Origin of the sequence: Bacillus tuaregi, assembly GCF_900104575.1 — a bacterium.
GTDB lineage: Bacteria > Bacillota > Bacilli > Bacillales > Cytobacillaceae > Bacillus_BD > Bacillus_BD tuaregi.
This window is the reverse complement of the sequence record NZ_LT629731.1, coordinates 1,278,267-1,302,365: the sequence shown is the minus strand read 5'-3', so window position 1 is coordinate 1,302,365 and position 24,099 is coordinate 1,278,267. Positions and strand designations below refer to the sequence as shown.

16 protein-coding genes and 1 riboswitch are annotated in these 24,099 nt (G+C 39.8%); of the genes, 2 read left to right on the top strand and 14 right to left on the bottom strand.

What is annotated here, in order from left to right; all coding sequences use genetic code 11:
* Positions 1–36: 36 nt before the first annotated feature.
* Positions 37–3,123, top strand: coding sequence for an efflux RND transporter permease subunit (locus BQ5321_RS08475; RefSeq protein ID WP_071394084.1), 3,087 nt, complete (start codon positions 37–39; stop codon positions 3,121–3,123).
* Between the two features lie 200 nt (positions 3,124–3,323).
* The gene (locus BQ5321_RS08470; protein ID WP_071394083.1) at positions 3,324–3,785 is read left to right on the top strand and encodes a RidA family protein; all 462 of its coding nucleotides are present in this window, start codon (positions 3,324–3,326) and stop codon (positions 3,783–3,785) included.
* An 82-nt stretch (positions 3,786–3,867) separates the two neighbouring features.
* Here BQ5321_RS08470 and ald read toward each other — a convergent pair whose 3' ends face one another.
* The 14 genes from ald to BQ5321_RS08400 form a co-directional block, all read right to left on the bottom strand.
* Positions 3,868–4,995, bottom strand: coding sequence for an alanine dehydrogenase (gene ald / locus BQ5321_RS08465; RefSeq protein ID WP_071394082.1), 1,128 nt, complete (start codon positions 4,993–4,995; stop codon positions 3,868–3,870).
* 197 nt (positions 4,996–5,192) lie between these two features.
* The gene (gene cobT, locus BQ5321_RS08460; RefSeq protein WP_071394081.1) at positions 5,193–6,242 is read right to left on the bottom strand and encodes a nicotinate-nucleotide--dimethylbenzimidazole phosphoribosyltransferase; all 1,050 of its coding nucleotides are present in this window, start codon (positions 6,240–6,242) and stop codon (positions 5,193–5,195) included.
* 78 nt (positions 6,243–6,320) lie between these two features.
* A riboswitch (cobalamin riboswitch) is annotated at positions 6,321–6,499 on the bottom strand.
* 57 nt (positions 6,500–6,556) lie between these two features.
* A complete protein-coding gene (locus BQ5321_RS08455; RefSeq protein WP_234978371.1) occupies positions 6,557–7,423 on the bottom strand; it encodes a CheR family methyltransferase in 867 nt (288 codons plus the stop codon).
* Positions 7,424–7,446: 23 nt separating this feature from the next.
* Positions 7,447–10,692, bottom strand: a complete 3,246-nt coding sequence (locus tag BQ5321_RS08450; protein WP_071394080.1) for a response regulator — start codon at positions 10,690–10,692, stop codon at positions 7,447–7,449.
* Positions 10,693–10,694: 2 nt separating this feature from the next.
* A complete protein-coding gene (locus BQ5321_RS08445; protein ID WP_071394079.1) occupies positions 10,695–12,815 on the bottom strand; it encodes an EAL domain-containing protein in 2,121 nt (706 codons plus the stop codon).
* A gap of 146 nt (positions 12,816–12,961) precedes the next feature.
* Entirely contained in the window at positions 12,962–13,318 is a 357-nt protein-coding gene (locus tag BQ5321_RS08440) for a response regulator (protein WP_071396824.1), read from the bottom strand.
* Positions 13,319–13,510: 192 nt separating this feature from the next.
* On the bottom strand, positions 13,511–13,876 hold the full coding sequence (locus tag BQ5321_RS08435) for a helix-turn-helix domain-containing protein (protein ID WP_071394078.1): 366 nt from the start codon (positions 13,874–13,876) through the stop codon (positions 13,511–13,513).
* Positions 13,877–13,908: 32 nt separating this feature from the next.
* Positions 13,909–14,547, bottom strand: coding sequence for a GAF domain-containing protein (locus BQ5321_RS08430; RefSeq protein WP_071394077.1), 639 nt, complete (start codon positions 14,545–14,547; stop codon positions 13,909–13,911).
* A gap of 167 nt (positions 14,548–14,714) precedes the next feature.
* Complete coding sequence (locus BQ5321_RS08425; RefSeq protein ID WP_071394076.1) at positions 14,715–15,923, bottom strand: Ger(x)C family spore germination protein; 1,209 nt, start codon at positions 15,921–15,923, stop codon at positions 14,715–14,717.
* A complete protein-coding gene (locus BQ5321_RS08420) occupies positions 15,920–17,026 on the bottom strand; it encodes a GerAB/ArcD/ProY family transporter (protein WP_071394075.1) in 1,107 nt (368 codons plus the stop codon). The genes BQ5321_RS08425 and BQ5321_RS08420 overlap by 4 nt, the downstream gene beginning before the upstream one ends.
* Positions 17,013–18,608, bottom strand: coding sequence for a spore germination protein (locus tag BQ5321_RS08415; RefSeq protein WP_071394074.1), 1,596 nt, complete (start codon positions 18,606–18,608; stop codon positions 17,013–17,015). The genes BQ5321_RS08420 and BQ5321_RS08415 overlap by 14 nt, the downstream gene beginning before the upstream one ends.
* 185 nt (positions 18,609–18,793) lie before the next feature.
* Positions 18,794–19,894 carry a DUF6920 family protein gene (locus BQ5321_RS08410; RefSeq protein ID WP_071394073.1) on the bottom strand — a complete coding sequence of 367 codons (1,101 nt, stop codon included), beginning with the start codon at positions 19,892–19,894 and terminating at the stop codon, positions 18,794–18,796.
* A gap of 309 nt (positions 19,895–20,203) precedes the next feature.
* Positions 20,204–21,181 carry a 2-hydroxyacid dehydrogenase gene (locus BQ5321_RS08405; RefSeq protein ID WP_071394072.1) on the bottom strand — a complete coding sequence of 326 codons (978 nt, stop codon included), beginning with the start codon at positions 21,179–21,181 and terminating at the stop codon, positions 20,204–20,206.
* A gap of 63 nt (positions 21,182–21,244) precedes the next feature.
* Positions 21,245–23,851: an EAL domain-containing protein gene (locus BQ5321_RS08400; RefSeq protein ID WP_159433409.1), complete on the bottom strand. Its 2,607-nt coding sequence runs from the start codon at positions 23,849–23,851 to the stop codon at positions 21,245–21,247.
* Between the last annotated feature and the right edge of the window lie 248 nt (positions 23,852–24,099).

The window sequence follows — 24,099 nt, the reverse complement described above, 5'->3', positions numbered from 1 at the left end:
TTGAGCTTAGCAAGTCAATTTAGGGTAGGTGAAAAAGTGAAGGGCTTAGTAAATTTTGTGATTAGAAATAAATTGGCAGTATGGCTTCTAACGATTATTATTACCGTTTCCGGTATTTATTCAGCAGCCAGAATGAAAATGGAAACAATACCTGATATCTCCATACCATACCTAATGGTTATGGATGTATATCCGGGAGCCACGCCCGAACAAGTGATGAAGGATGTTTCCATTCCCCTTGAGCAGGCCGTTGAAGGACTCGAGGATGTGAAAAATGTCTTTTCTAATTCCTATTCCAATATGGCCAATCTTCAGGTGGAATATGAATATGGAGTCGATATGGATGAGGCCAAACGGGCATTAGAGGCTGCGTTAGATAATGTTAACCTGCCGGAAGGGGCACAAGATCCGACGGTCACTGCGATCAGCATGAACATGATGCCCGTTGTGGCCTTAAGTGTCAGCAGTAAATCAGAGGATATTGTTGAATTAACGACAACTGTTGAAGAAATCCTGGTTCCAAAGATTGAAAAAGTCGAGGGTGTAGCGTCTGTATCAATTGCCGGTCAACACATCGAAGAAGTACAGCTTACATACGATCAAGCAAACATGGCTGAACTTGGCTTAACAGAAGAAAAGGTAAAGGAAATGATACAAGCCAGCGACTTGGCTGTTTCATTAGGACTATTTGAATTTGAAGAAGGCGAACAAGCCATTTCAGTGGACGGCAAATTCATGACGGTTGATGACTTAAAGGAAATGCTGATTCCTGTTACCCCATCTGCTGCTCAGCCTTCTCCATTTGTAAAGCTTAGTAATATTGCAAAGGTAGAACTGATTGGGAAAGAACAATCCGTGTCACGGACAAATGGTAAGAATTCCATTACCATTCAAATCGTCAAGGAACAAACAGCTAACACCGTTCACGTTGTAAACGGGGTGAAGGATTTAATTAAAGAACAGGAAGAAAAAATCGAAGGTCTTGTCATTGACGTATCTCTTGACCAAGGTGCCCCTATTGAAGAATCTGTCACCACAATGGTTGAGAAGGCGGTATTTGGTGGATTAATTGCTGTTTTAATAATCCTGCTGTTCCTTCGTGATGTGAAATCAACGATTATTTCAATCGTTTCGATTCCAGTGTCGATTTTTATGGCACTTCTGCTCCTACACTGGCTCGATATTACATTGAATATCATGACATTAGGAGCCATTACAGTTGCCATCGGTCGAGTGATCGATGACTCCATTGTTGTGGTAGAAAATATTTATCGTCGTCTTCATCTAAGAGAAGAAAAATTAACCGGTCGAGCCCTTATTCGTGAAGCGACAATTGAAATGTTCAAACCCATTTTATCCTCGACATTAGTTACTGTCGCAGTATTTGCACCACTTATCTTCGTCGGTGGTATGGTAGGAGAGCTATTCACTCCGTTTGCTTTAACGATGACATTTGCGCTTGGTGCCTCGTTACTAGTCGCCATTACGATAGTCCCTGCCCTTTCACACTTCTTATTTAAAAAGAAGCTATATGACATAAAAACAGAAAGCATTCATAAAGAGGCAGGTAAATTAGCTAATTGGTACAAGGGTGTTCTTAATAAAGCATTGAACCACAAAATTATTACCTCTTTGCTTGCCGTAGCTTTATTAGCTGGAAGCTTAGCGTTGACGCCATTAATCGGCTTCAGCTTCATGGGTAGTGAGGAAGAAAAAGTCATGTACTTAACGTACACCCCTGGGACAGGTGAATTAAAAGAGGATACATTAAAAAATGTCCATGTAGTAGAAGAAAAGCTGTTAAAACGCAGTGATATTGATATTGTTCAAGTCTCGGTAACGGAAAGCGGCGATCCAATGGCGGCTATGATGGGAGGCGGAAGTGATGGTGCCCTTATGTACCTTATCTTCGACCCAGAAATGGAAAACTTCCCTGAAGCTCGTGAAGAAATCGAAGAATATATCTTTAATATCAGTCAATCCGGTGAATGGAAGAGCCAAAACTTCTCTTCTATGTCATCCATGGCTACAAATGAAGTCAGCTACACCTTCTATAGTGAGGATTTAGATAAATTATACAAAGCAGTTGAGATGGTTGAAGGTGTTATGAAGAAAAGTGACCGCTTAGAAGATGTTACGTCAAGTGCAGAAAATCCATACGTTGAATATACCTTCCATGTGGAGCAGGATGAATTACTGCAATACGGGTTAACTGCTGGTCAAATTATCATGATGTTAAACCCTATGGAAACGAAGGATGTTCTAACAACGATTGAAAAAGACGGCAATAACCTTGAAGTGATTGTTCAACAAGAACAAACGAAAGACCCTAAAACAATCGATGAGCTATTAGCTAAACAAGTACCGACAGCACTTGGTACGACCATGCCTCTTTCAGAGCTTGTAACCGTCAAAGAGGGTACAACACTTAATACATTAGCGCGTAGCCAAGGTGAGTATTACGCATCCATATCCGGAACCGTCATTGGTAAAGATTTGTCCAAAGCAACATCTGCTGTAGATAAAGAGATTGATGAATTAGACCTGCCAAAGGGTGTTACAATGGGCGTTGCAGGAGTGCAGGCCGATATGAACGAAACCTTCACGCAGCTTGGTGTGGCCATGCTAGCAGCGATTGCGATTGTTTACTTTATCCTAGTGGTAACATTCGGAGAAGGACTTGCGCCATTTGCTATCCTGTTCTCCCTGCCTTTTGCTGTTATCGGTTCATTTGTCGGCTTATTGATTGCAGGCGAAACTATCTCTGTATCTGTTATGATGGGTCTCTTGATGTTAATCGGTATCGTTGTAACAAACGCTATCGTACTGGTAGACCGAATCATTCATATGGAGCGTGATGGAATGGGTATGCGTGAAGCGATTCTCGAAGCTGGATCAACACGACTTCGCCCTATCCTGATGACAGCCATTGCAACAATCGGTGCCTTAATCCCATTAGCGATTGGTACAGGTGGCGGCGGTCTTATTTCCAAAGGACTGGGCATCACCGTCATCGGTGGGTTAACAAGCTCAACCTTGTTAACCTTAATCATCGTACCAATCGTATATGAAGTCCTTTCAAAGCTATTCAAGAAAAATCGAAAAGAGATTGAAGAGAACTAGAAAAGTTGGGTATCTACTATTAAGCAGATACCCGACTTTTTTTCTTATGTAATCTGCCACTAATAAAAAATTGTCTGAAAAAATATAATATTTGGTGTACCAAAAAAGGAAATTCGAGTTTTATGTCGAATTGTTTATCTAAAGGAATCGAAAACTCTATTTTCATTGTAGTAAAATTATTAAAAAAGAGGGATTGCGACATGACAAATCAAATTAAGACTCCAGAAGAAGCTTTATCAGAATTAGGGATTACTCTAGAGCCAGCACGACAACCGTTAGGCAATTATATCGGCTGTGTTCGTACTGGTAATCTCATTTTTACTTCCGGACAGATCTCAGACCAACACATCGGAACATTAGGACAGGACTTAACGATAGAAGATGGCTACCAAGCTGCTCGTCAAGCGGGTCTTAACGTTTTACGCATATTGAAAAGTGAACTAGGTGAATTATCGCGGGTAAAACGAGTTGTAAAAGTATTTGGAATGGTCCATTCTGCCCTAGATTTTACTGATCATCCAAAGGTGATCAACGGTGCCTCTGACCTATTTGTAGAAGTATTCGGTGAAAAGGGAATACACGCCCGCTCAGCAGTTGGGTTTGCACAGCTTCCTAAAAGCGCCGCCGTTGAGCTTGAAATTATTGTTGAGGTTGAAGATTAAATATTTAAGGTACACAAAAATGCACCCTTCCATAATTGAAAGGGTGCATCTTTATTCTTATCAATATCCTATGATCAAAGGATTAAACTAATGCCTTTTCAACCGCTTTATCAACTGGTACATACTCATAGCCAAGATCTTTTGCTACTGGTAAGGAAGTAATCTCACCATTCACAACGTTTACACCAAGTTTTAAGCTAGGATTTTCCTCGATTGCACGACGAACACCTTTATTAGCAATTTGTAATCCGTAAGGAACGGTTACGTTTGTAAGAGCGATTGTTGAAGTTCTTGGAACGGCTCCCGGCATGTTAGCAACTGCATAATGTACAACACCGTGCTTAACAAATGTAGGATTATCATGAGTTGTTACGCGATCATTTGTTGCTACGATACCGCCTTGGTCAATCGCAACGTCAACGATAACAGAACCAGGCTTCATTGATTGAACCATTTCTTCTGTTACTAGTTTAGGAGCTTTTGCACCTGGAATTAATACCGCACCGATTAATAAATCTGCTTCACGAACTGCTTCAGCAATATTAAATGGATTTGACATTAATGTTTTAATAGAATTTCCGAAAATATCATCTAATTGACGAAGACGTTCTGCGCTCATATCAAGAATTGTTACATCTGCACCAAGTCCAATGGCCATTTTCGCAGCGTTTGTTCCAACAACACCACCGCCGATGATTGTCACCTTTCCACGAGCTACTCCTGGTACACCAGCTAATAGGATGCCCATACCGCCGTTTGTTTTTTGTAGGAACTGTGCACCGATTTGTGTTGCCATTCTTCCTGCTACTTCACTCATTGGTGCTAATAGTGGAAGAGTACGATTTAATTCTACTGATTCATATGCAATAGCTGTTACGCCAGACTCCTTAAGCGCTTTTGCTAATGGAGCCTCTGCTGCAAGATGTAAATATGTGAATAGGATTAAGCCTTGACGGAAGTATTTGTATTCGCTTTCAAGAGGCTCCTTAACTTTCATAATCATTTCTGATTGTGCCCAAACGTCTGCAGCATTATCAATGATTTCTGCCCCTGCATTTTTGTAATCTTCATCGGTGAAAAGGCTTCCAATTCCAGCGTTAGTTTCGATTATAACCTTATGTCCGGCATTTATATAAGATACAACCCCAGCAGGTGTTAATGCTACACGGTTTTCGTTATTCTTAATTTCCTTAGGTACTCCAATAATCATTGTAATGCCTCCTTGAGTCGTTGATGTATTGTTATTTTGCTTACAAGGTAATCATAATCTAATTGATAGTTTTTTTCATTGTTTTAAAAAGAAAAGATAGATAGAGTTTTTTGTTCAATCACACAAAATGTTAACGTTTTCACAAGGGCGAAAGCACTAGAATTCTCCAAATTTATGGAGAATTCTAAACGTACCCATCAGATATCCATACCAATTTCTGCAAAGGTCGGCATCCTTTTCAGCATCTGACAGGCAGCTTCTATAATCGGAAAGGCTAATGCAGCTCCGGACCCTTCACCTAAGCACATATCCATTGCTAGCATTGGTTTCACTCCTAATAGTTCACTGGCCCTTTTAGCTCCTGGCTCCTGTGAAGCATGTGAAGCAATTAAATAGTCCTTTACCCGTGGTTCAATCCCTGTAGCAATGATAGCTGCGATTGTGGAAATATAGCCATCGACTACAACAGGAACACGGTTAGCGGCCGCTCCTAGCATCACACCTGCCATACCGCCAATTTCCAAACCACCCACCTTTGCTAATACATCAATAGCATCATGGGGGTTTGGCTCGTTAATAAGTATAGCTCTCCTAATTACCTCCGCTTTGTGCTCAATCCCCCCCTTGCCTAATCCTGCCCCTCTCCCAGTGATCCCTATTGGATCACAATTTAGTAATACAGACAATATCGCCGTACTTGGTGTCGTGTTAGCAATCCCCATTTCACCTGTTCCAAGGATTTGAGCACCTTTAGCCATTTCGTCATTGGCGATTTCAATGCCTACTTCAATCGCTTTTACTGCCTCTTCCCTTGTCATGGCAGGGCCTTTTGCCATATTCTCTGTCCCGTTTTTTACCTTTCTCAGAATAATCCCCACATCAGGCGGCAGCTCACTTTTTATACCTATATCAACCGGGACAATGCGCGCACCTGATACCTGTCCAATGACACAAACACCTGTAAGTCCCTTGGCAAAATTTAGAGTCTGTGCAACGGTAACCTCCTGCGGATTATTCGTTACGCCTTCCTCATAAACCCCATGGTCACCCGCCATAACAATAATTGCCTTCTCGTCAAATGAGGGTTCCAAATTTTTTGTAATACCCGCTAGCTGCACGGCCAAATCCTCCAGCTTCCCTAAGCTCTTCGCCGGCTTAATCAGATTATCTACTCTTTCCCTCGCTAAGGTTGTGATTCCATGGTCCAAGCACTCAATCTTCTCAAGTGTTTTCTGTAATAATGACATTCTCTTCATCCTCCTTAAATAAAAAAGCCTGCAGCTTATTTGAATACCAAATAAACTACAGACTTTTCCATCATCTATATCCATCAAAGCAAACAGGCAGGTCTCCTGGCTTAGGATCATCACTTCATCAGCCCTTCCCAGAGGTATACTCCAGTGGCATTTCCAATGAAACTCCCCATTACAGTGGCGGGACCGCTGGAGACTCTCACTCCATTCCCTATTCTCCCTAAAAGGGCACCCAATGCTTTTATGCACTTTTTCATCCAATAACATAACAAGGATTTCTGCTATCGTCAAGATGCAGATGAACTGGTCTATTTAATTTTTTTATACAGCTTCTGACTTACACTTAGCTCTTCATATGAATCACTTATTTCCAAATAGTAGAGTGATTCCTTATCACCAAGACCAAGAATACCAAACATGCCTAGGCTTTCGTAAAAAAGCTTATGCACTTTTTTTTGCAAGCCTTTATTAAAATAAATTAGGACATTCCTGCACAGAATCACATGAAAGGTATTAAAGGACCGGTCTGAGACAAGATTATGCTGAGCGAATACGACATTTTTGGTTAAAAACGGATCAAATTTTACCCCATTCGTTGTTACACAGTAATAATCTGAGAAGGCTTGCTTGCCTCCAGCCTGGATATAATTATTCGTATATTTCTTCATATTTTCGATTGGAAATAATCCACTCTTAGCAGTTTTCAGTACGTTCGGATTGATATCAGTTGCATAAAGCTTGGCATTTTCATAGAGACCTTCCTCATGCAGCAACATGGCCATTGAATACACTTCTTCCCCTGTCGAACAGCCTGCATGCCAAATTCTAATCGATGGATACGTGCGTAATAATGGTACAACCTTTTCTCTAAATGCTCTAAAAAAGAGAGGGTCTCGAAACATCTCTGTGACATTGATGGAAAAATCAGCAATAAATCGTTGTAAACAGGCAGCATCATGAAGGATCTTTTCAAGCAGCCCTGTGATACTGGTCAATTTTTCAGCATGAACCCGATGCCAGACTCTCCTTCGAATCGAAGGATAGGCATAATCACGGAAATCATATCCGCACCAATCATAGACACCCTTTAATAACAATTCAATTTCGATTTTTTCTAATTCACCTTCGGAACCCTCATCAATTGATAATATACTAGTATCCATTGAATTGATCATTCACATACAGTATCCCTTCTTCTTTAATATAGCCAGACCTTTATCAAGGAAATAAGCTTCTCAGGGTCAATTGGCTTTACAATATAATCCGAGGCCCCGGCTTCCAAGCACTTCTCCCGGTCATTTTTCATTGCCTTCGCTGTCAGCGCAATAATCGGCAGCTCCTGAAATCGCTGTATCTGTCGGATTCTACCAATCGCCTCATAACCATCCATCTCAGGCATCATAATATCCATTAATACTAAATCAATTTCCGGGATTCTCTCTATCATTTCTAGACCCTCGATACCATTTTCAGCAAAGCTGACATGCATCCCGTTCAATTCAAGAATACTAGAGAGTGCAAATACATTTCGAACATCATCATCGACAAGGAGAATTTTTTTCCCTTGTAGACCGGAAGGAATACTAATAGCTTTACTTACAGCTACTTCCTGACTGATATTATGTTGGTCGCTTTCCTGTAGAAACAATGCCAGCTCTTCCTTTAAGCGCTGTGGTGATAGCTCGTTTTTAATAATAATACTGTAGGCGTATTTACTTAATTGTATTTCTTCCTTTGAGGTGACATCACGTCCAGTATAAATGATGACTTTTACTTTATTCGATTGGTCATTCTCCTTTATTTTTTCCAATAACTCAAACCCGCTTGTATCACCTAACCCTAAATCAAGAATCACACAATCAAAGCCATTCACCTTTAGTTCTTCCATTGCCTCACTGCCTGAAGAAACAGCCTTGATGATAAAATTCATTTCTCCAATCAGCTCCATTAAGCTGCTGCGTTGATTCATATCATCATCAACAATCAAAAGTCTTTTTATTTGGTTATCTTCTCTTTCTATCAGATCGACCACTGTATCTACCGTTCCACTACCTACTCCCGTATCCACGGAATCATTCTCTTCGATTACAGCTGCCGCCACTTCCTGCCTAACTATTTGTGCTTGAGCCTCAGCTTCATTCCCATCGTAGTCACCCATATAGAGCATAAAGCTACTGCCTTTCCCCTCTTCACTTTCTACTGCAATCTTCCCGCCTAAGAGTGCTGCGAGCTCTCTGCTAATCGACAAACCTAAGCCTGTTCCGCCATATTTACGGCTCGTTGTACCATCCGCCTGCTGAAAGGCTTCAAATATTAAGTCCTGCTTATCCTTTGAAATCCCAATTCCTGTATCACTAACAGAGAAAATCAGCTTATTTTGTTTACCCGTGCTTCTATCTGCCATAATGTCGAGCTTTATTTCGCCTTCCATAGTAAACTTAAAAGCATTTGACAGCAGGTTTTTAAGAACCTGTTGAATTCGGACTCCGTCGCTATAGATGGAGTCCGGCAGTCCTTCCTGAATGAAAATAGAAAAATTTAAATTCTTATCATTAGCAATCGGTCTAAAACTAGATTCTACAAAACTCACAATATCTGTCAGCTTTACATCACTCAATTGAAGCTGGGTTTTTCCTGATTCAATTTTAGCCAAGTCCAAAATATCATTAATCAGGATTAATAAATCATTACCAGAGGAATAGATTGTTTTAGAAAATTCGACCTGTTTCGCTGTAAGATTTCCTTCAGAGTTGTCCGCTAGTAGCTTTGATAGAATTAATAAACTATTTAATGGTGTACGAAGCTCATGTGACATATTTGCTAGAAACTCTGTTTTATATTTCGAGCTCAAGGCCAGTTCCTGGGCTTTCATTTCCAGCTCTGCCCTTGCCTTTTCGACTTCCCGATTCGTTCGTTCAAACCTTGTGTTCTGTTCTTCCAGGCTTTTCGCCTTTTCTTCTAAATCAGTATTCGTTTGTTCAAGCTCCTCCTGCTGCAGCTGAAGCTTTTCCTCTGACTGACGCAATGCCTGCGTTTGTTCCTCGAGCTCTTCATTTGTTGCTCTTAATTCCTCTTGCTGGCTTTGCAGTTCCTCAGACTGTGCCTGAATCTCTTCCATTAGCTGCTGCGACTTTTCGAGTGATTGAGCTAATTGAATTCTCCCCATCACACTATCTAGAATAATTCCAACTCCGTTTATTAGCTCCTCCAGAAAGCTTTGCTGTGTTTCGCTATAGGACTTAAAGGAAGCCATTTCCAGAACTGCTTTCACGTCTCCCTCAAATAAGATTGGCAGTACATATAATTGGAGGGGAGTCGCATGTCCCAGTCCTGACGAAATCCGCACATAATCTGCTGGCACATCCGTCAAAATAATCGGAGTTTTTTCCAAAACCACTTGACCAGCCAGACCTTCACCTAATCGTATCGTGTTCGAAACCTGCTTCCTTTCCTTGAAAGCATAGGAAGAAACAAGCCGGTAGACCGGCTCTTGCTTTGCTTCCTCCTCAGCCTCCTTTACATATAAGACTGCATGACAGGATTCCAGCAATGGTACCACCTTTGACAGCAATATATTTCCCAAGTCTTTCACATCCTGTGATCCATTCAAGCTGGTTGTAATATCTGCCATATTTGATTTAATCCAGGTTAATTCTTGTTCTTTTGTCTTTTGTATTTCTAGTGATTCCGTCATTTGATTAAAAGAAATTGCCATTTCATCCATTTCATCATTCGAGCGGATCTCAACCTTTGTACTTAGCTCTGCCTTTCCGTTTGCTACATCGCTCATAATTTCCGACATCGAATTCATGCGGACCGTAATCGATTGGATGTTTCTGTAAAGCAGAACGATAATCAAAAGAATGCCAATCGCTAAGACCACTCCGCCGATTAGTATTTCGTGTTGAAAATCCTTTAACATCGTTGACATGGAAGCTTCAACATTCGTATGAAGGGTTGAGGTGATCGTTGATATGACCGTAAAAAAATCCTCATGGATTGAAACAGAGCTTTCATCTATTAAGACGAGTGCATCCTCTTTCTTACCCTGAGAAATAGCTGCAAGCACCTCATCCTGATATAGATTAAATTCCTGGTTAGTCTGTTTTAAGCTAACAATTAGCTCCCTTTGTTCTTCCGTCATCGTATTCGACTCTAGAAAGCTGATATTTTGCTTTATATTATCCCGAATCGATTCTATCGTCAGTAATTCCTTTTGCAACGCAGTTTCATCCGTAAAGATCACCAGGTTCCTGAGACGAATACCCACGTCCTTCACGTCTGTATGAATTTGCCCGGCCACTGAAGATAACTGGTAGTTTGTTTGTAATGCACGACTCGTAGAATTCAGATCTGCCTGTTGAACCCAACCTATACCGATCAGAATAAAAAGGAGAGCTGGTAAAGTACATAATACTAGTAATAGCTTTGTTTTGATTTTCATCCCTATGCCCTTTCTGAAGTTCCATTTGCTTGATTCATTCTAGAATAGAGACTCTCTCCTTCTTTGATGCAGGTTTCATAAACCATTGAGATAGCCTGCACTCGATCCGCTACATGAAGCTTTTGGAGGATTTTTGTAATATGATTTTTAACTGTATGTTCACTGATATACAACTGCTCGGAAATTTCCTTATTGCTTTGACCACTGATGATACATTTAAAGACATCCATTTCCCGTAAGGAAATTTGATAGCGATCCTTCATTTGCAGAACAGCAGCCTCAATGATTTCTTGTTTAAAATCTTTATCCTGGTTAGAGTAGAGGGGATTTGAACTTGTCTCTTGCCTTGTTGCTTCATGCTGAGTTTCTAGTTCTTGTTTCATATATTGATGATCAGCAACCAAAAATTCCTCAAGGTCCGTTGATAATAGAGGAGGACTGCATAAATTACCTTGATACTGCTGGCAATGATAATTCCGCAGTAAATTCAATTGTTCAAGAGTATCTACTCCTTCTGCCATCACAGCCAATTGAAAGTTTTTTGCCAAGGAAGAAATGGATTCCATAATAACCTTACTATGATGTTGATTAGTGGAAAGGTCTGCAATAAAGGATTTGTCAACCTTAACCATATCGACAGGAAAACGCCTTACATAATTTAATGAAGAATAACCGGTCCCAAAGTCATCAAGGATAATGCGCACTCCCATTTTTCGGAGCTGCTGAAGCTTTTTTATGATTGCATTTTCATTTTTCAAAATAACCGCTTCTGTAATTTCCACTTCTATTAGCTTGGGATTTACATTTTTTTCATATAAAACACTCTGGATATGCTCCGTTAAATGGTTTTGTAGAAATGCATGGGGAGTCACCTTGAACGCAATTCGTATTGGAATTATACCCTTTTGTTCCCAGATGGCAAACTGATTGCAAACCTCCTTCAGTACCCAATCACTAATTTCAAAAATTTGTCCATTCTCTTCTGCAATAGGGATGATCTCCTCGGCATTAATCGTTCCCCAGCTTGGATGATTCCAGCGCATTATAGCCTCTGCACCCTGTATGATTCCTGAATCAATCGCTTTTCTAGGCTGATAAACTAATTCAAGTTCTTTTCTATCAATGGCTTTTCGTAAATCATTTCGCATTTGAAAGCTTCGATAAGAATTAAAGTTTAACCCCGAATGAAAGACCTTATATTTATTCTTGCCTTGCTCCTTTGCACGCCGTAAGGCTGCATCTGCATTTTTTATTAACGAAAGCGAATCCTCTCCATCATAAGGAAAAACACATAATCCAATGGATGTGGTGATAAATAGCTCGTATTGATCGATATAAAAGGGCTCTTTAAATGCTTCAATAACCGATTCCGCCACCACTAGTGAATTCTCTCGGTCTATGTCCGGCAGGATCATGTTAAATTCATCCCCATCGACACGTGCCAAAACATCACCAGGTCTTAGCAACTCTGTTAACCGTTTCGCAATTTCCTGTAGCAGTCTATCCCCAATGATATGACCAAGGGAATCGTTTACAAACTTGAATCGGTCCATATCGAGGTATAAAATTCCTAAGGACTGATTCTTTCTTCGAGCGTCTGTAATATGGTGAATTAATTGCTCATTGAACTTTCGTCTATTAGGAAGGTCTGTCAGCACATCATGATAGGCCATATGCTCAATCATGATATTCTTTTCTTCGAGTGCCTGGGCCTGCTGGATTAATTTCCGCTTCATTTTGTAGAGTTCAACAAAGCCTTCAACCTTAGATTTTAATATAAATGGATCAAATGGTTTTAGAAGATAGTCAATCGCTCCTACTGAGTAGCCCATAAAAATATGCTCGGAATCCATATGATTAGCCGTTATAAAGAGTATTGGAATATTTTTGGTTTTTTCCCTTGTCTTGATAATTTTAGCCGTTCCAAAGCCATCCATTCCCGGCATTTGCACGTCTAATAGAATGGCCGCAAAATCATATTTTAATAAATATTTTAAGGCTTCCTCTCCGGAATAAGCCTTGATTAAGTTATATTCCTCTTTTTCGATAATAGCTTCCAAGGCCAATAAGTTTTCAGGACGATCATCTACTAGGAGTATATTAATAGGTTCATCTATTTTCATTACATAATTACCCCATTCCCTACTACGTATATAGTCATAACTATATATTAGGATAGCATATTATAGTCCATTGGTCAGAGTTAATTTATGGGGTTTGCAATAGTTAAACGCATTATTTATAAATTATTTCTATAAAACAATCGCATTTAACCTACCTTTTGCAGAATAGGTATTAAGTGTTGAAAATTAGGTTTGATGATAAATTCACTTGCACCGTTTTGTATCGCTTCCACAATCGTTGCTTTCTGACCCGTAGCTGTGCACATAATAACAACCGCTGATGGATGAAACGCTTTGATTTCCTTCAATGCTCCAATTCCGTCTAGCTTTGGCATGACAAGATCCATGATAACAATATCTGGAAGATGCTGTTTATATTTTTGTACAGCTTCATAGCCGTCCTTTGCTTCACTAATCACGTTATATCTGCTTTCCTGGAGCATATCCTTCAGCCACCTTCTCATAAATGCAGAATCATCTGCTATTAATACTGTTTTGGGCATCATCATCATTCCTTTCTCGTTAACAATTTTCTCTTTTAATAATAAACTCCCCAATTGTAAGGCTTGTCTTTATTTTCTTTCAAATAGAATAGAAAGTATATCACCTTGTATTCTTATTCTAGATAGGAGGTTATTCCTATTACTAATTTCTTTATAGTAAAAACAAAAAAAGATACCCTATTTAAGTATCTTTTAACTTTCTTTTCGATATGGATGCTCTGACACCTTTTTAACCGCCTCCTCCAATACCTTCTCAAGCAAGGATAATACCTCATCAGGGATTTCCATTCCATCCCAATGAAGCCCTCTTTTGCCGCAATATTCTCTTAACCGGATTTGGATGGATTCTTCGGTGTTGCGTTCATCTGATAATCCGAGGATGTAATCGACCGACACACCGTATAATTTTGAAAGGCTTTTTAACTTCTCTAGCGGTGGCTGACGGTAGTGTGATTCATAGGAAGCATAGCTGGATTTTTTGATTCCGATTTTCCTTCCCACTTCCTCCATTGTATAGCCTCTTTCCAACCTTAATTGCCTTAATCGATTATGAAACATGTTTTATACTGTTTTCCTTTCTGATTGATTGCTTAATTGGCTATTAGTCGGTTAACCATCTGATTGATAGAATTTTGATACTCTTTAACTTTTTGTTGACCAAGCAGTATTTCTTCCTTTGTGACCTCCTTTGGATAGGAATGATAAATCGCAAAGGTTCCCATTACATCATTTTCCTTAAAAAATGGAATTGACCATCCAGTATAAAGACCGTACTGCGTAAAATGCTCACGAAATGGCTCCCATAGAGGACTAGTTTGAATATCCGTCACGACAACCTTTCGATTATGTACGGCTGCTCCGCATGATCCACAGTTTTCTCCAAATGCCCCCGTATCGTTGATTTCATAAAAAAAATCAAAAAACTCAACTGGAAAATTGGGAGCTGCACCATGATAGATTTTGTTTTGATTCTTACAGTAAAACAACATCGTCACATGGCTATCTGGAATAGCATGCTCTAAATCTAGACAAAACTTTCCTAATTCCATCTTTGTTCGAATAACCTGATACTCTTTTTTCGTAATCACATCGTTAGCAAGTGCTTCTAAATGGATACGAATATTTTCGTCCTTCTTAGTCAACATAGGGTTAATTTTCTGTAGCAGATTTTTAATTCGCTTATTCGCTGCATATTGTCTTAATTCCACAACCATATCCTTTTTATGCATAGGATCCCTCCTAAAAGTTCAGCATCTGCACCATCCATTATAGGCATAAAGAATCAGACACATACGACTAAGCAGGTAATTCATATGAAAAATTACCCGCGAATCAAAAAGGAACAGGCTCTCACCCTGTCCTATTACACTTGAATATTTGGTTATTGATAGCTTAACTAATTCCACTCCATTCCCGCCCTAAGAATACGATAATCAACGGTTACCTTGATATCCATTTCCTTATAGACCTCACACCATTTTTCTTCAGTTTTTATTTCACGATTCCAATACTCTCTATGCTTCGCTCTGATTCTTGCTCCAAGCCCTAAGATATCAGAACCCTCTTTCTGAATCTTCTTTAGTAGTTCATAACATATTTCTTCACGCTTTTTATTTGCTGCCTTTTCGAGCTGTTTTAAACTTCTTCCATTTAATTGATTGACATTTACTTCTTCATCTATCACCGCATCCACCTGTATATGGATCTTCGCACTTGGTTTTCCATTTTTCACACTCACATCCAATTTCGGCTTCCGTTTTAAGGATCGAATAAAATACACTCCGTTATCATCCTTCATAGAAACAGCAATTGAATACCCTCCATTACTTTTTTCTTTCATACCCATAAAGGCACCAATTTCAACCGATGTCGTACGTCCAACCATTTTAGCATTTTGAAAAAATGCCAAGCCGTCTACAAGTATACGATCCTTTTCAATAACCTTTACTGCTGGGAGAATCGCGTTCACACCATCATCCGATATATCCACCCAGAATTTCCCTAGATATTCTCTTGGTAATTTTCCAAATTGTACAGCATGATTTAATGTATCTGATAGATAAAGCGATGGAACGGTTTCAAGCGGCGGAGCTGTTTTAATCACCTTCGATGCGTCTTTTTCATTTACAATCATCCAGGCGGTCCTTCTCACCTCATAATCACGCCTTAAAAAATCATTTATTTCTGACAAGCCTCTTTTAGCAATTTCATCTGAAACGACGACAATCTGTAAATGACCTAAATAGAGTTTTTCCGCTAATTGCTGCTGTAAATTGGCCATGGCATCCTTCATCGTATGTCCAGATGTTTCAAGGATCCAAGCTGTTTTTTCAGAACCCTGTCCTCCACCACCTTCAGGACCAAGCTTAATTTTTCCCGGAACAGCAATTTGGGCTGTGACTTTATATAAGGTCTCTCTTTTTTTAATTGGAAAATGACCTATACGATGGGTGACCTCAGGTTCATTACTTAAATCCTTTTCTTCTGCCAGGTCTACTGCAATCCCTAATATATTTGCCCTGTCCTCAAGTTCATAGCGGTCCCAGCAGCCTGTTAAAAGAATCGTAAATCCAATTGCCCCCATGATTGATAATACTCTCCTCATACCGATTCACCGCCTTTTTTTCGCAGAAAGGCAATAAATAATAGGAGAATAGGATACATGATGGTTATGACGATGCCGTACCGAGTCACATGTAGAATATAGTTGTACATTTGATAAATATTCTGTGGTAGCAAAGCAATAAAGAACATGATCGGGAAGCCGATGAATGAAATGAGGCGATACCGCTCAGAGTGAATTAATTCGCTCATCCCTCGGACCACGACAAAGTAAAAGGACAACAATGTTGTGAAAGTTCCATATATCCATGATATAAGCAAGACTGCATCAATACGTGATAATATTTGTGAAGGAATATGAATCATTCTTCCAAGCACCAAGACGGGCCAAAATGATTGCTGTATTTCCTCTTCTCCAAAAACAGCTAACGACATTGAAATAATAAATACCACGAAAAAACATGCAATCCAAAATCCCCATATTCCGCTTTTAACACATTTATTCGGCTCCTTCATAAATGGAATGACCATGGCAATAACAAAAAAATTAAGCACTGATTGTGTCACAACTATCCCTCCGCTCAAAAACCCCTTGAAGGTAGGATCGTTTCCCAATATAGGTGTAAGATGATAAATTTCAATATCTTGAAAGCCTGGGATTAATACCATAATGATAGGAAACAGAATGAGTGGCATATAGAAAAAATGAATATAGGCAAACGTTGCCACATGTTGAAATCCTATTGTTGCACATAATAAAAGCATTAAAAAGATCGCGATATGAACCGGTGTATTAGGTAATAAGGAACCTGCCACGATTTCGGCATATTGTCTCGTTTCCAATCCAGTCATGATGACAAAAAAAATAATCATCAAGGCACTGACAAAACTTCCTAATGGCTTACCTATAATATCTTCACTGTACCCAATAAATGTTTGCCTTGGGAATTTTCTACCCAACAGAACAACTGCAAGCAAACCGAAAAAGGCAATCGTTACTCCGACTATACTTGCAATAGGAGCGCCTAGCCCCGCCCCTTTTACAACAAAACGGGGAAGTGCTAGGATTTCCACCCCCAAAGTGGAGCTAATCACAATCGTTGCTAATTGAACAGGAGTTATGCTAAATTCCCTATGTTTGTTCATTTGGATTTTCTCCTTTATCGCCTTGTAAAGCGTTTGTCTTCTCCATCTTCATGCTAGTTTTAGCCCTCACAGCATTTTGAGTATGCAGTTGAGCGGGGCGATGCATTAACCAGCGCAGCGGTGCCCTGATGAGGGAATCTTTAAACCCTTGATAATTCCAAGGCGTTACAGGTGCTAAATAGGGTACACCAAAGGAGCGTAGTGACAGCATATGGTTAATGATCAACATCAGTCCTGTGGCAAGACCTAGTAATCCGAAAGCCCCTGATAGGATAATCAATGGAAATCGCAGCATACGAAATGAAGTGGCAGCATTATAGGAAGGGGTAACAAAGGATCCAATCGTGGATAAAGCGATAATAACAACTGTGATTGGACTGACAAAACCAGCCATAACTGCAGCCTGCCCGATGACTAATACTCCAACAATGGACAAAGCCCCGCCAACCTGTTGCGGCATTCGAACCGTAGCTTCACGTAATATCTCCATCGCCACTTCCATTATGAATACCTCTATCACAACAGGAAAAGGAACTCCTGCCCTGCCACTTGAGGCTGCTACCACAAACTTTGCTGGTATCATTTCCGGATGATACGAAAGAACCGTTATATAAAAAGACGAAAATGTTAATGAAAAAACAAGGGCCATAAAACGAATGACACGTGTAATGGAAGTAATCAGCCAGCGTTCATTATAATCTTCACTCGTATGATAAAATTGATTAAAAATCGATGGTACAATTAAACTAGATGGTGAGCCATCTACTAAAATAGTAATCCTTCCCTCTAAAATATTCCCTGCTGCTTTATCAGGTCGTTCTGTATTTTGCACCTGTGGAAAAGGAGAACGGGGATTATCCTCGATAAACTGTTCAATATAACCGGCATCTAATATTCGATCAATCTTGATGTTTTTAATTCTTCTTTTTACCTCCCCTATAAGCTGTTCATTGGCTATATTTTCTAAATAACAGAGGGCAATTTTCGTTTTCGTTCGTTCTCCCACTTCCATTGGTTCTATTCGGAATTCGGGGACTGGGAGGCGGTAACGTAAAAGTGATATATTAACTGACAGCTGTTCAATGAACCCATCTCTCGGTCCACGAATTACCCTTTCAGTCTCTGGCTGCTGAATCCCTCGCTTTTCAGGCTTATAGGTATCAAGAAGCAGAGCCTCCATTCCGCCTTCTAACATAATGACTGTTTTTCCATGTAGAAGCCCTTCAAGGAGTTTATTCCAATCATCCACGATTTCTCCGCTGCAATGGTATAAAACATCTTGAAGCAACCATTGCAGTTTTTTCTGTTCCAACCTGCTGTCATTTATTTTGTCTAGCTCCTGCAAGGGGCGGATGATATCCTGATTAATCATCTCTTGATCAATCAAACTGTTGATATAAATGGCCGCTGCTGTTCTAACTCTCCCAACATGAAAACTTCTTATGGAAAAATCAAAGTCGCTTTTAAACACCTTTTTCGCGTAATGGATATTTTCCTCAAGACTTGCTTTTATTCTCTGCTTCGCTTCACTCATTGGACCTTCTTTTTGAACATATTTCTTTCCTTTTTTCCAAAACGACATCTCATCCTCCTCCTTTCAAGTTCACGGAAAGCGTACAATAATGTTAGTATCTCAAATACCATTTTTTACATTCGTACCAAACAAAAAAAAGATACCCTTAAAAGGTATCTTTCCTTCCTCATAATAGAAACGCTGCATAGATGTATCTATAAGTTTCTCGAGAGAATCCGGTATGTTATTCGGTATCAAATAGTTAAATCATTTGATTGATAATCATATATCTCCAGCGTATACCAAGTAAACTTCCCTTCCTTCAGCATCCAAGAAATATCAATTCTTTCTGGAATCTTGACACCTTCCATTATCTTAGAGTTTTTTATTTCACCAATGCATTCAATCCGTTCAGCCTTTTCGTCAGAGTCCTTGTATCGCATTGCACTTACTTTGGATAATTCAGCTTTTTCATTAAAATAAAATAAAACTGAGCCGGAGGTTCCTTTATATGACATCGTCGCTTTAGCTGTCGTTTCATCGATCTCCTCCCAGACGATATAGGGTTGGAGGGCTGCAGATGGATATAAAGGCAATTCAAGCAAATAACGCTGTAAGGAGGATTCATCCACTTTCCTATTACCAGCTTCATCAACAACCGGAATGATAGAGCTAATTTTCATCATCATTTTTGCCCTTCCATCCTGAAAGGAGTCCCTTCCTGCAACATGAACAAAAGGCATCATCTTCATATCAACTTTCCAAATAAAGCCCGGTTCTGCTATTCTGACAAACTGTTCTGCGTCGGCATGGTACCAATCCTTCTGGTCTGGCTTTAATTTCATCCTACCCTTTTGCTTAAAAAAAACGGTTTTGATCTCTTCTTGTCCTACTACACCCGTCTGTTTTAGCCATTTTTGAACGACAATAGGCAGCGTGTCCAGACTAGCCTCAGAAATTCTCCTCGTTTCTTTTGTATGAACCTCTGACAAAAACTGCTGAATATCTTTATTGGCCTGCATACTAAATTGCCACATTCCCGCTCCAACAATGGAGAAGATTAGAATAAGGATGTTAAGGATCGTGCCAAATTTAGCGTCCTGCCAGGAGAGGATAATGACCGTTTGAGAAAGCAGAACAGCTATCAACGACGGCATCCACCACCACATTTGATTGAAGATGAAAAGCAACGCACCGATAATAAACAAACAGGCCGTTACAAACCAAAGCAGCCCAACAGACTTCGAAATCGGTGTTTTCAGCACATTCATTTCCGCAAGCTGAAATGCCTTTATAAACCCAATCGAATGGATAAATCCATGAACAATAAGGACAAGAAAAAATACAAATCTCATAAACTCTCACCCCTTATCAAATTCGCCCGTCGAATTTGCGTCCGGATTACCTGAGCTCGCTCGGGTAAACTACCTTTAAAAAATCGCAAGACTCGCCGGAGGCTTAACTTCATTCAGCTTGGGTTTGTACCCACGCTGAATCGAAGGACCACTTGCATTCATCCCCCACTTATAGAAGTGGAGGACTTCTGCTGAATGAAGTTAAAAGCAACATAATATCTACTTCCATTTTATACCTCAATAATCGAGTTTTAAAGAGACTTACAAAAAAACGCAATTCTTGTGAAGAAATGCGTTTTAATAGATTCATTATTCAAATACGATGGGATTAACCGTATTTTCTGGTCTTTTCCCATGTAGCCCATCGATGAGCTGCTGTGCAGCGAGGTGGGCCATTGCTAATCTTGTCTTTACACTGGCGCTTCCAATATGCGGTAAGGCCACAACGTTTGGAAGTGTCAGTAAAGGATGATCCATTGAAATCGGCTCTTCCTGAAAAACATCTAAACCCGCTGCCAAAATCTCTCCATTTTGCAAGGCCTGATAGAGTGCCGTCTCATTCACTACTTCACCCCGAGCCGTGTTAATAAGGATGGCCGTTTTCTTCATGAGAGCTAATTCCTTCTCATCAATGATATGTTTTGTTTCAGCGGTTAATGGCGTTAAAACACTTACAAAATCGGACTCCTTTAATAAGGATTCCAAATCTGTGTAAATCGCACCTGTCTCCTTTTCAGCATGTTCCTTGCGACTCCGGCTATAATACAGCACCTTCATATTAAAGCCCGCTGCTCTTCTTGCCAATGCCTGACCAATTTGGCCAAAGCCAATAATCCCTAAGGTCGAGCCATATATATCCTGCCCAGTCAACAGCATCGGTGACCACGTCTTCCAAGAGCCCTTACGTACATAGTCTGAAGCCTCGATTACCCGTCTTGCAGCTGCCATTAGCAAAGCAAATGTTAAATCCGCCGTTGTTTCTGTTAATACGCCCGGTGTATGCGTAACCATGATCCTTTGCTTTGATGCAGCTGCTATATCAATATTGTTATAGCCTACCGCCATCGTACTGATAACTTTCAGTTTTTTCGCCTTTTGTAGGAGCTTTTCATCAATGGTTTCGGTTAACATGGAAAATAAACCATCGACATGTTGTATTTCTTTTTCCAATATCTCATATGGGACGGGTATATCCACTTTTTCCCACATGGTAACATGGAATTGCTCCTGCAAGCCTCGAACCACTTCATCCGGAAGTTTTCTCGTTATGTATATCCTTGCTTTCATTATTCAGCCCCCTGCCTGTAATTTCCACACCATTCAAGTGTAACAGCCGAATGTTCTAGATTGCTATTTCTTTTTCTTCAATAACGGAATCATCTGGTCTGGCGGCAAAGGAGGACAGAATAAATATCCTTGCCCTAATGCACAGTGATGCTGTCGGAGGAAATCCTTTTGGTGCTCTGTTTCAATACCTTCTGCTACAACATTGAAATTAAGATTTCTACCCATATCGATGATGGTCTTTACCATTTCACCGCCATTCGAGGTTTCGCCTATATCATCAATGAACGATTTATCAATTTTCACACAATCAACCGGAAGATTTTTCAAGTAGCTTAAGGAGGAGTAGCCTTTACCAAAATCATCGATTGCAAGATGAACGCCCAATTTCTTTAGCTCATGCAAAATAATCGATGTCTCTTCCATATTTTGCATCACACTTTCCGTAATTTCTAGTTCGATTTTACTAGGGTCTACCTTCGTTGTTTCTATAATTTCAGACACCCTTTGGATGAAATCCTTGCGGAGTTGCTCTGCCGAAACATTGATCGATATCGTTAGCGGTGGCACTCCCCTTTCCTGCCATTGTAGATGCTGTCTACAGGCAGTTTGTAATACCCATTCACCAATTCTGTGAATGAGACCGGTTTCCTCCGCTACCGGAATAAACTCCACCGGTGAAATATTCCCAAGCTCCGGGTTTTTCCATCGCAACAGTGCCTCTGCTCCAACAATTAGTTCCGTAGCTAGCTCTACCTTTGGCTGGTAATGAAGAGCTAGCTCGTTATGATCAATGGCTTTTCTTAACGCATTTTCCAGCTTCATTTTTCTTGCATTCTTCTTTTCTAAATCAGAGGTATAGACATAATAATTATTCTTACCGCGCTCTTTTGCATGGTACATGGCCATATCGGCTTTTTTAATCAGCTCTTCCTCTGTTTCTCCGTGATCTGGATATAGACTGATGCCAATAGTAGGCGTGATAAAAAGCTCGTTTCCTTGTATGGAATAGGCTTCACCAAGAAGCATCATAATTCTTTTAGCAAGTATTTCGCTATCCTCCTTTGACTCCGAAGGAAGAATGATAGTGAATTCGTCACCGCCAAGCCTGCAGACTGTTCCCATTTCCATTACACAATCTCTCAAGCGTATTGCTACATGCTTAATCAGCTGGTCCCCAATATAATGTCCTAATGTATCATTAATGGATTTGAACCGGTCTAGGTCAATGAACATTACAGCTACTTGCTTGTGACCTGTAACAGCCTTTTCCATTTCCAGCTTCAAGCTTCTATAAAATAAACTCCGGTTCGCTAACCCGGTAAGTTCGTCATGGAAGGCCATGTATTCTATTTTTTCCTCTGCTTCCTTATGCTCCGTAATATCCGTAATCACCGAATGTGTTTTCAATAATTGCTTTCGCTCATTATAGATTCTCGTTCTCACCACTTGAATCCATCTTTGTTCCCCATTAGGCTGAAGGATACGAAACTCCACTAAAGGATTGATATTTGTTGCCTTCGGGTCAAATTCTGCAATGATTTCTTGATCCTCCGGGTGAACAGCCGTTTTCCATAACGAGGGATTTTCTAATATATCTTTCCGTTGATACCCAAAGATTTCTTCTACACCCGAGGAAATCATAATCTTATTTGTCTGATAATCAACCGACCAAATGACGGCATTCAAATTATTGAAGATATCCTGTAGATGCTGCTCTTTTTCAAATAAGGTTTGATTCGTTGTCTTTAGTTCGAGATTTTTCTTCGCTAAATCTGCCGTCAACCTTTTACTATTAAGTAAAAGGTTCTCGTTCATGATTAATGTCATATAAAGTCTTGTGATAACTAAAACCATCGCAATACTTACTCCACATGTCAGAATATTCAAAAATGGCATCATTCTATAAAAAGCTACAGCCAATAAAACGATAAAAGCAAAATAAGGAAATAAGTAGCGATACTTGAATAGATTAACAGGTATAATCGGTTTTGTTTCATCATTTATAACTTCACTAGCATACAACCCGGCTAACCCAATCAGCAGAAATGAAAATGGCCATAGTGGATCCAGAAAGCTTCCTGTTTCATAGCTTTTATGAATCACAAGATAGCTATAGGCTGTATTTGCAATTAAATTGATACTAAATCCTAAAATGATCGGATAAAACGCTTTTCTTGATACTCTGCTGTCACGTATCATAAAAATACTTAAAGCTGCAAACAAGATTCCATAATCAGCCAATGGATTAGCAATATAGGCAAGAGTGAGCAGCAACGACTCTGTTTTTTCTGTGCGCAATATGGGTTCAATGATGAATTCTGCGCTAAATGAAATTGCCACCACCATAATGACCAGAATGTCGAGAAAAAACTGCACTTTTGAAAACGCATGTCTTATGGAATATAACCCCAACAAAAAAGCGAAGAAAAAAGTCACATCCTTTAACAGCCAAAAAAGGTCAGCGTAGCCCGGAACAGGATGATCCATTTTTAGGATTAACTCATAATAATTCCAAATGCATTGTCCAATAGTGAAACATAGACAACCGATTGATAATAATAACCAGAAGTATTGAGCCGTTTTTACTTTCTGAGAAGTACGGTTAAGTAAAATGATAAAAGCAATGAGTGGAGCAAGCAACTGAAAAAGATTGCTTCCCCAAACAAGCAAATCTCTTTCACCTTGATTTCTCCAAAAATAAATCCAGAGATAATGTAAGATAAGATACCCCAAAATAAAAAAAGGAGCCCACGACCTTACCCGACTTATAGCAATCGCCTCCTGTCCCGTAACAGCCAAATTGTAATGATTATTATGTCCATACAAGGATTTAGCATTCCTCGATAAGACCATAACTAGTGATTTACATATAGATGTATATAATATACTAGTTTACTTTTTTGAAAAAATATTTTACA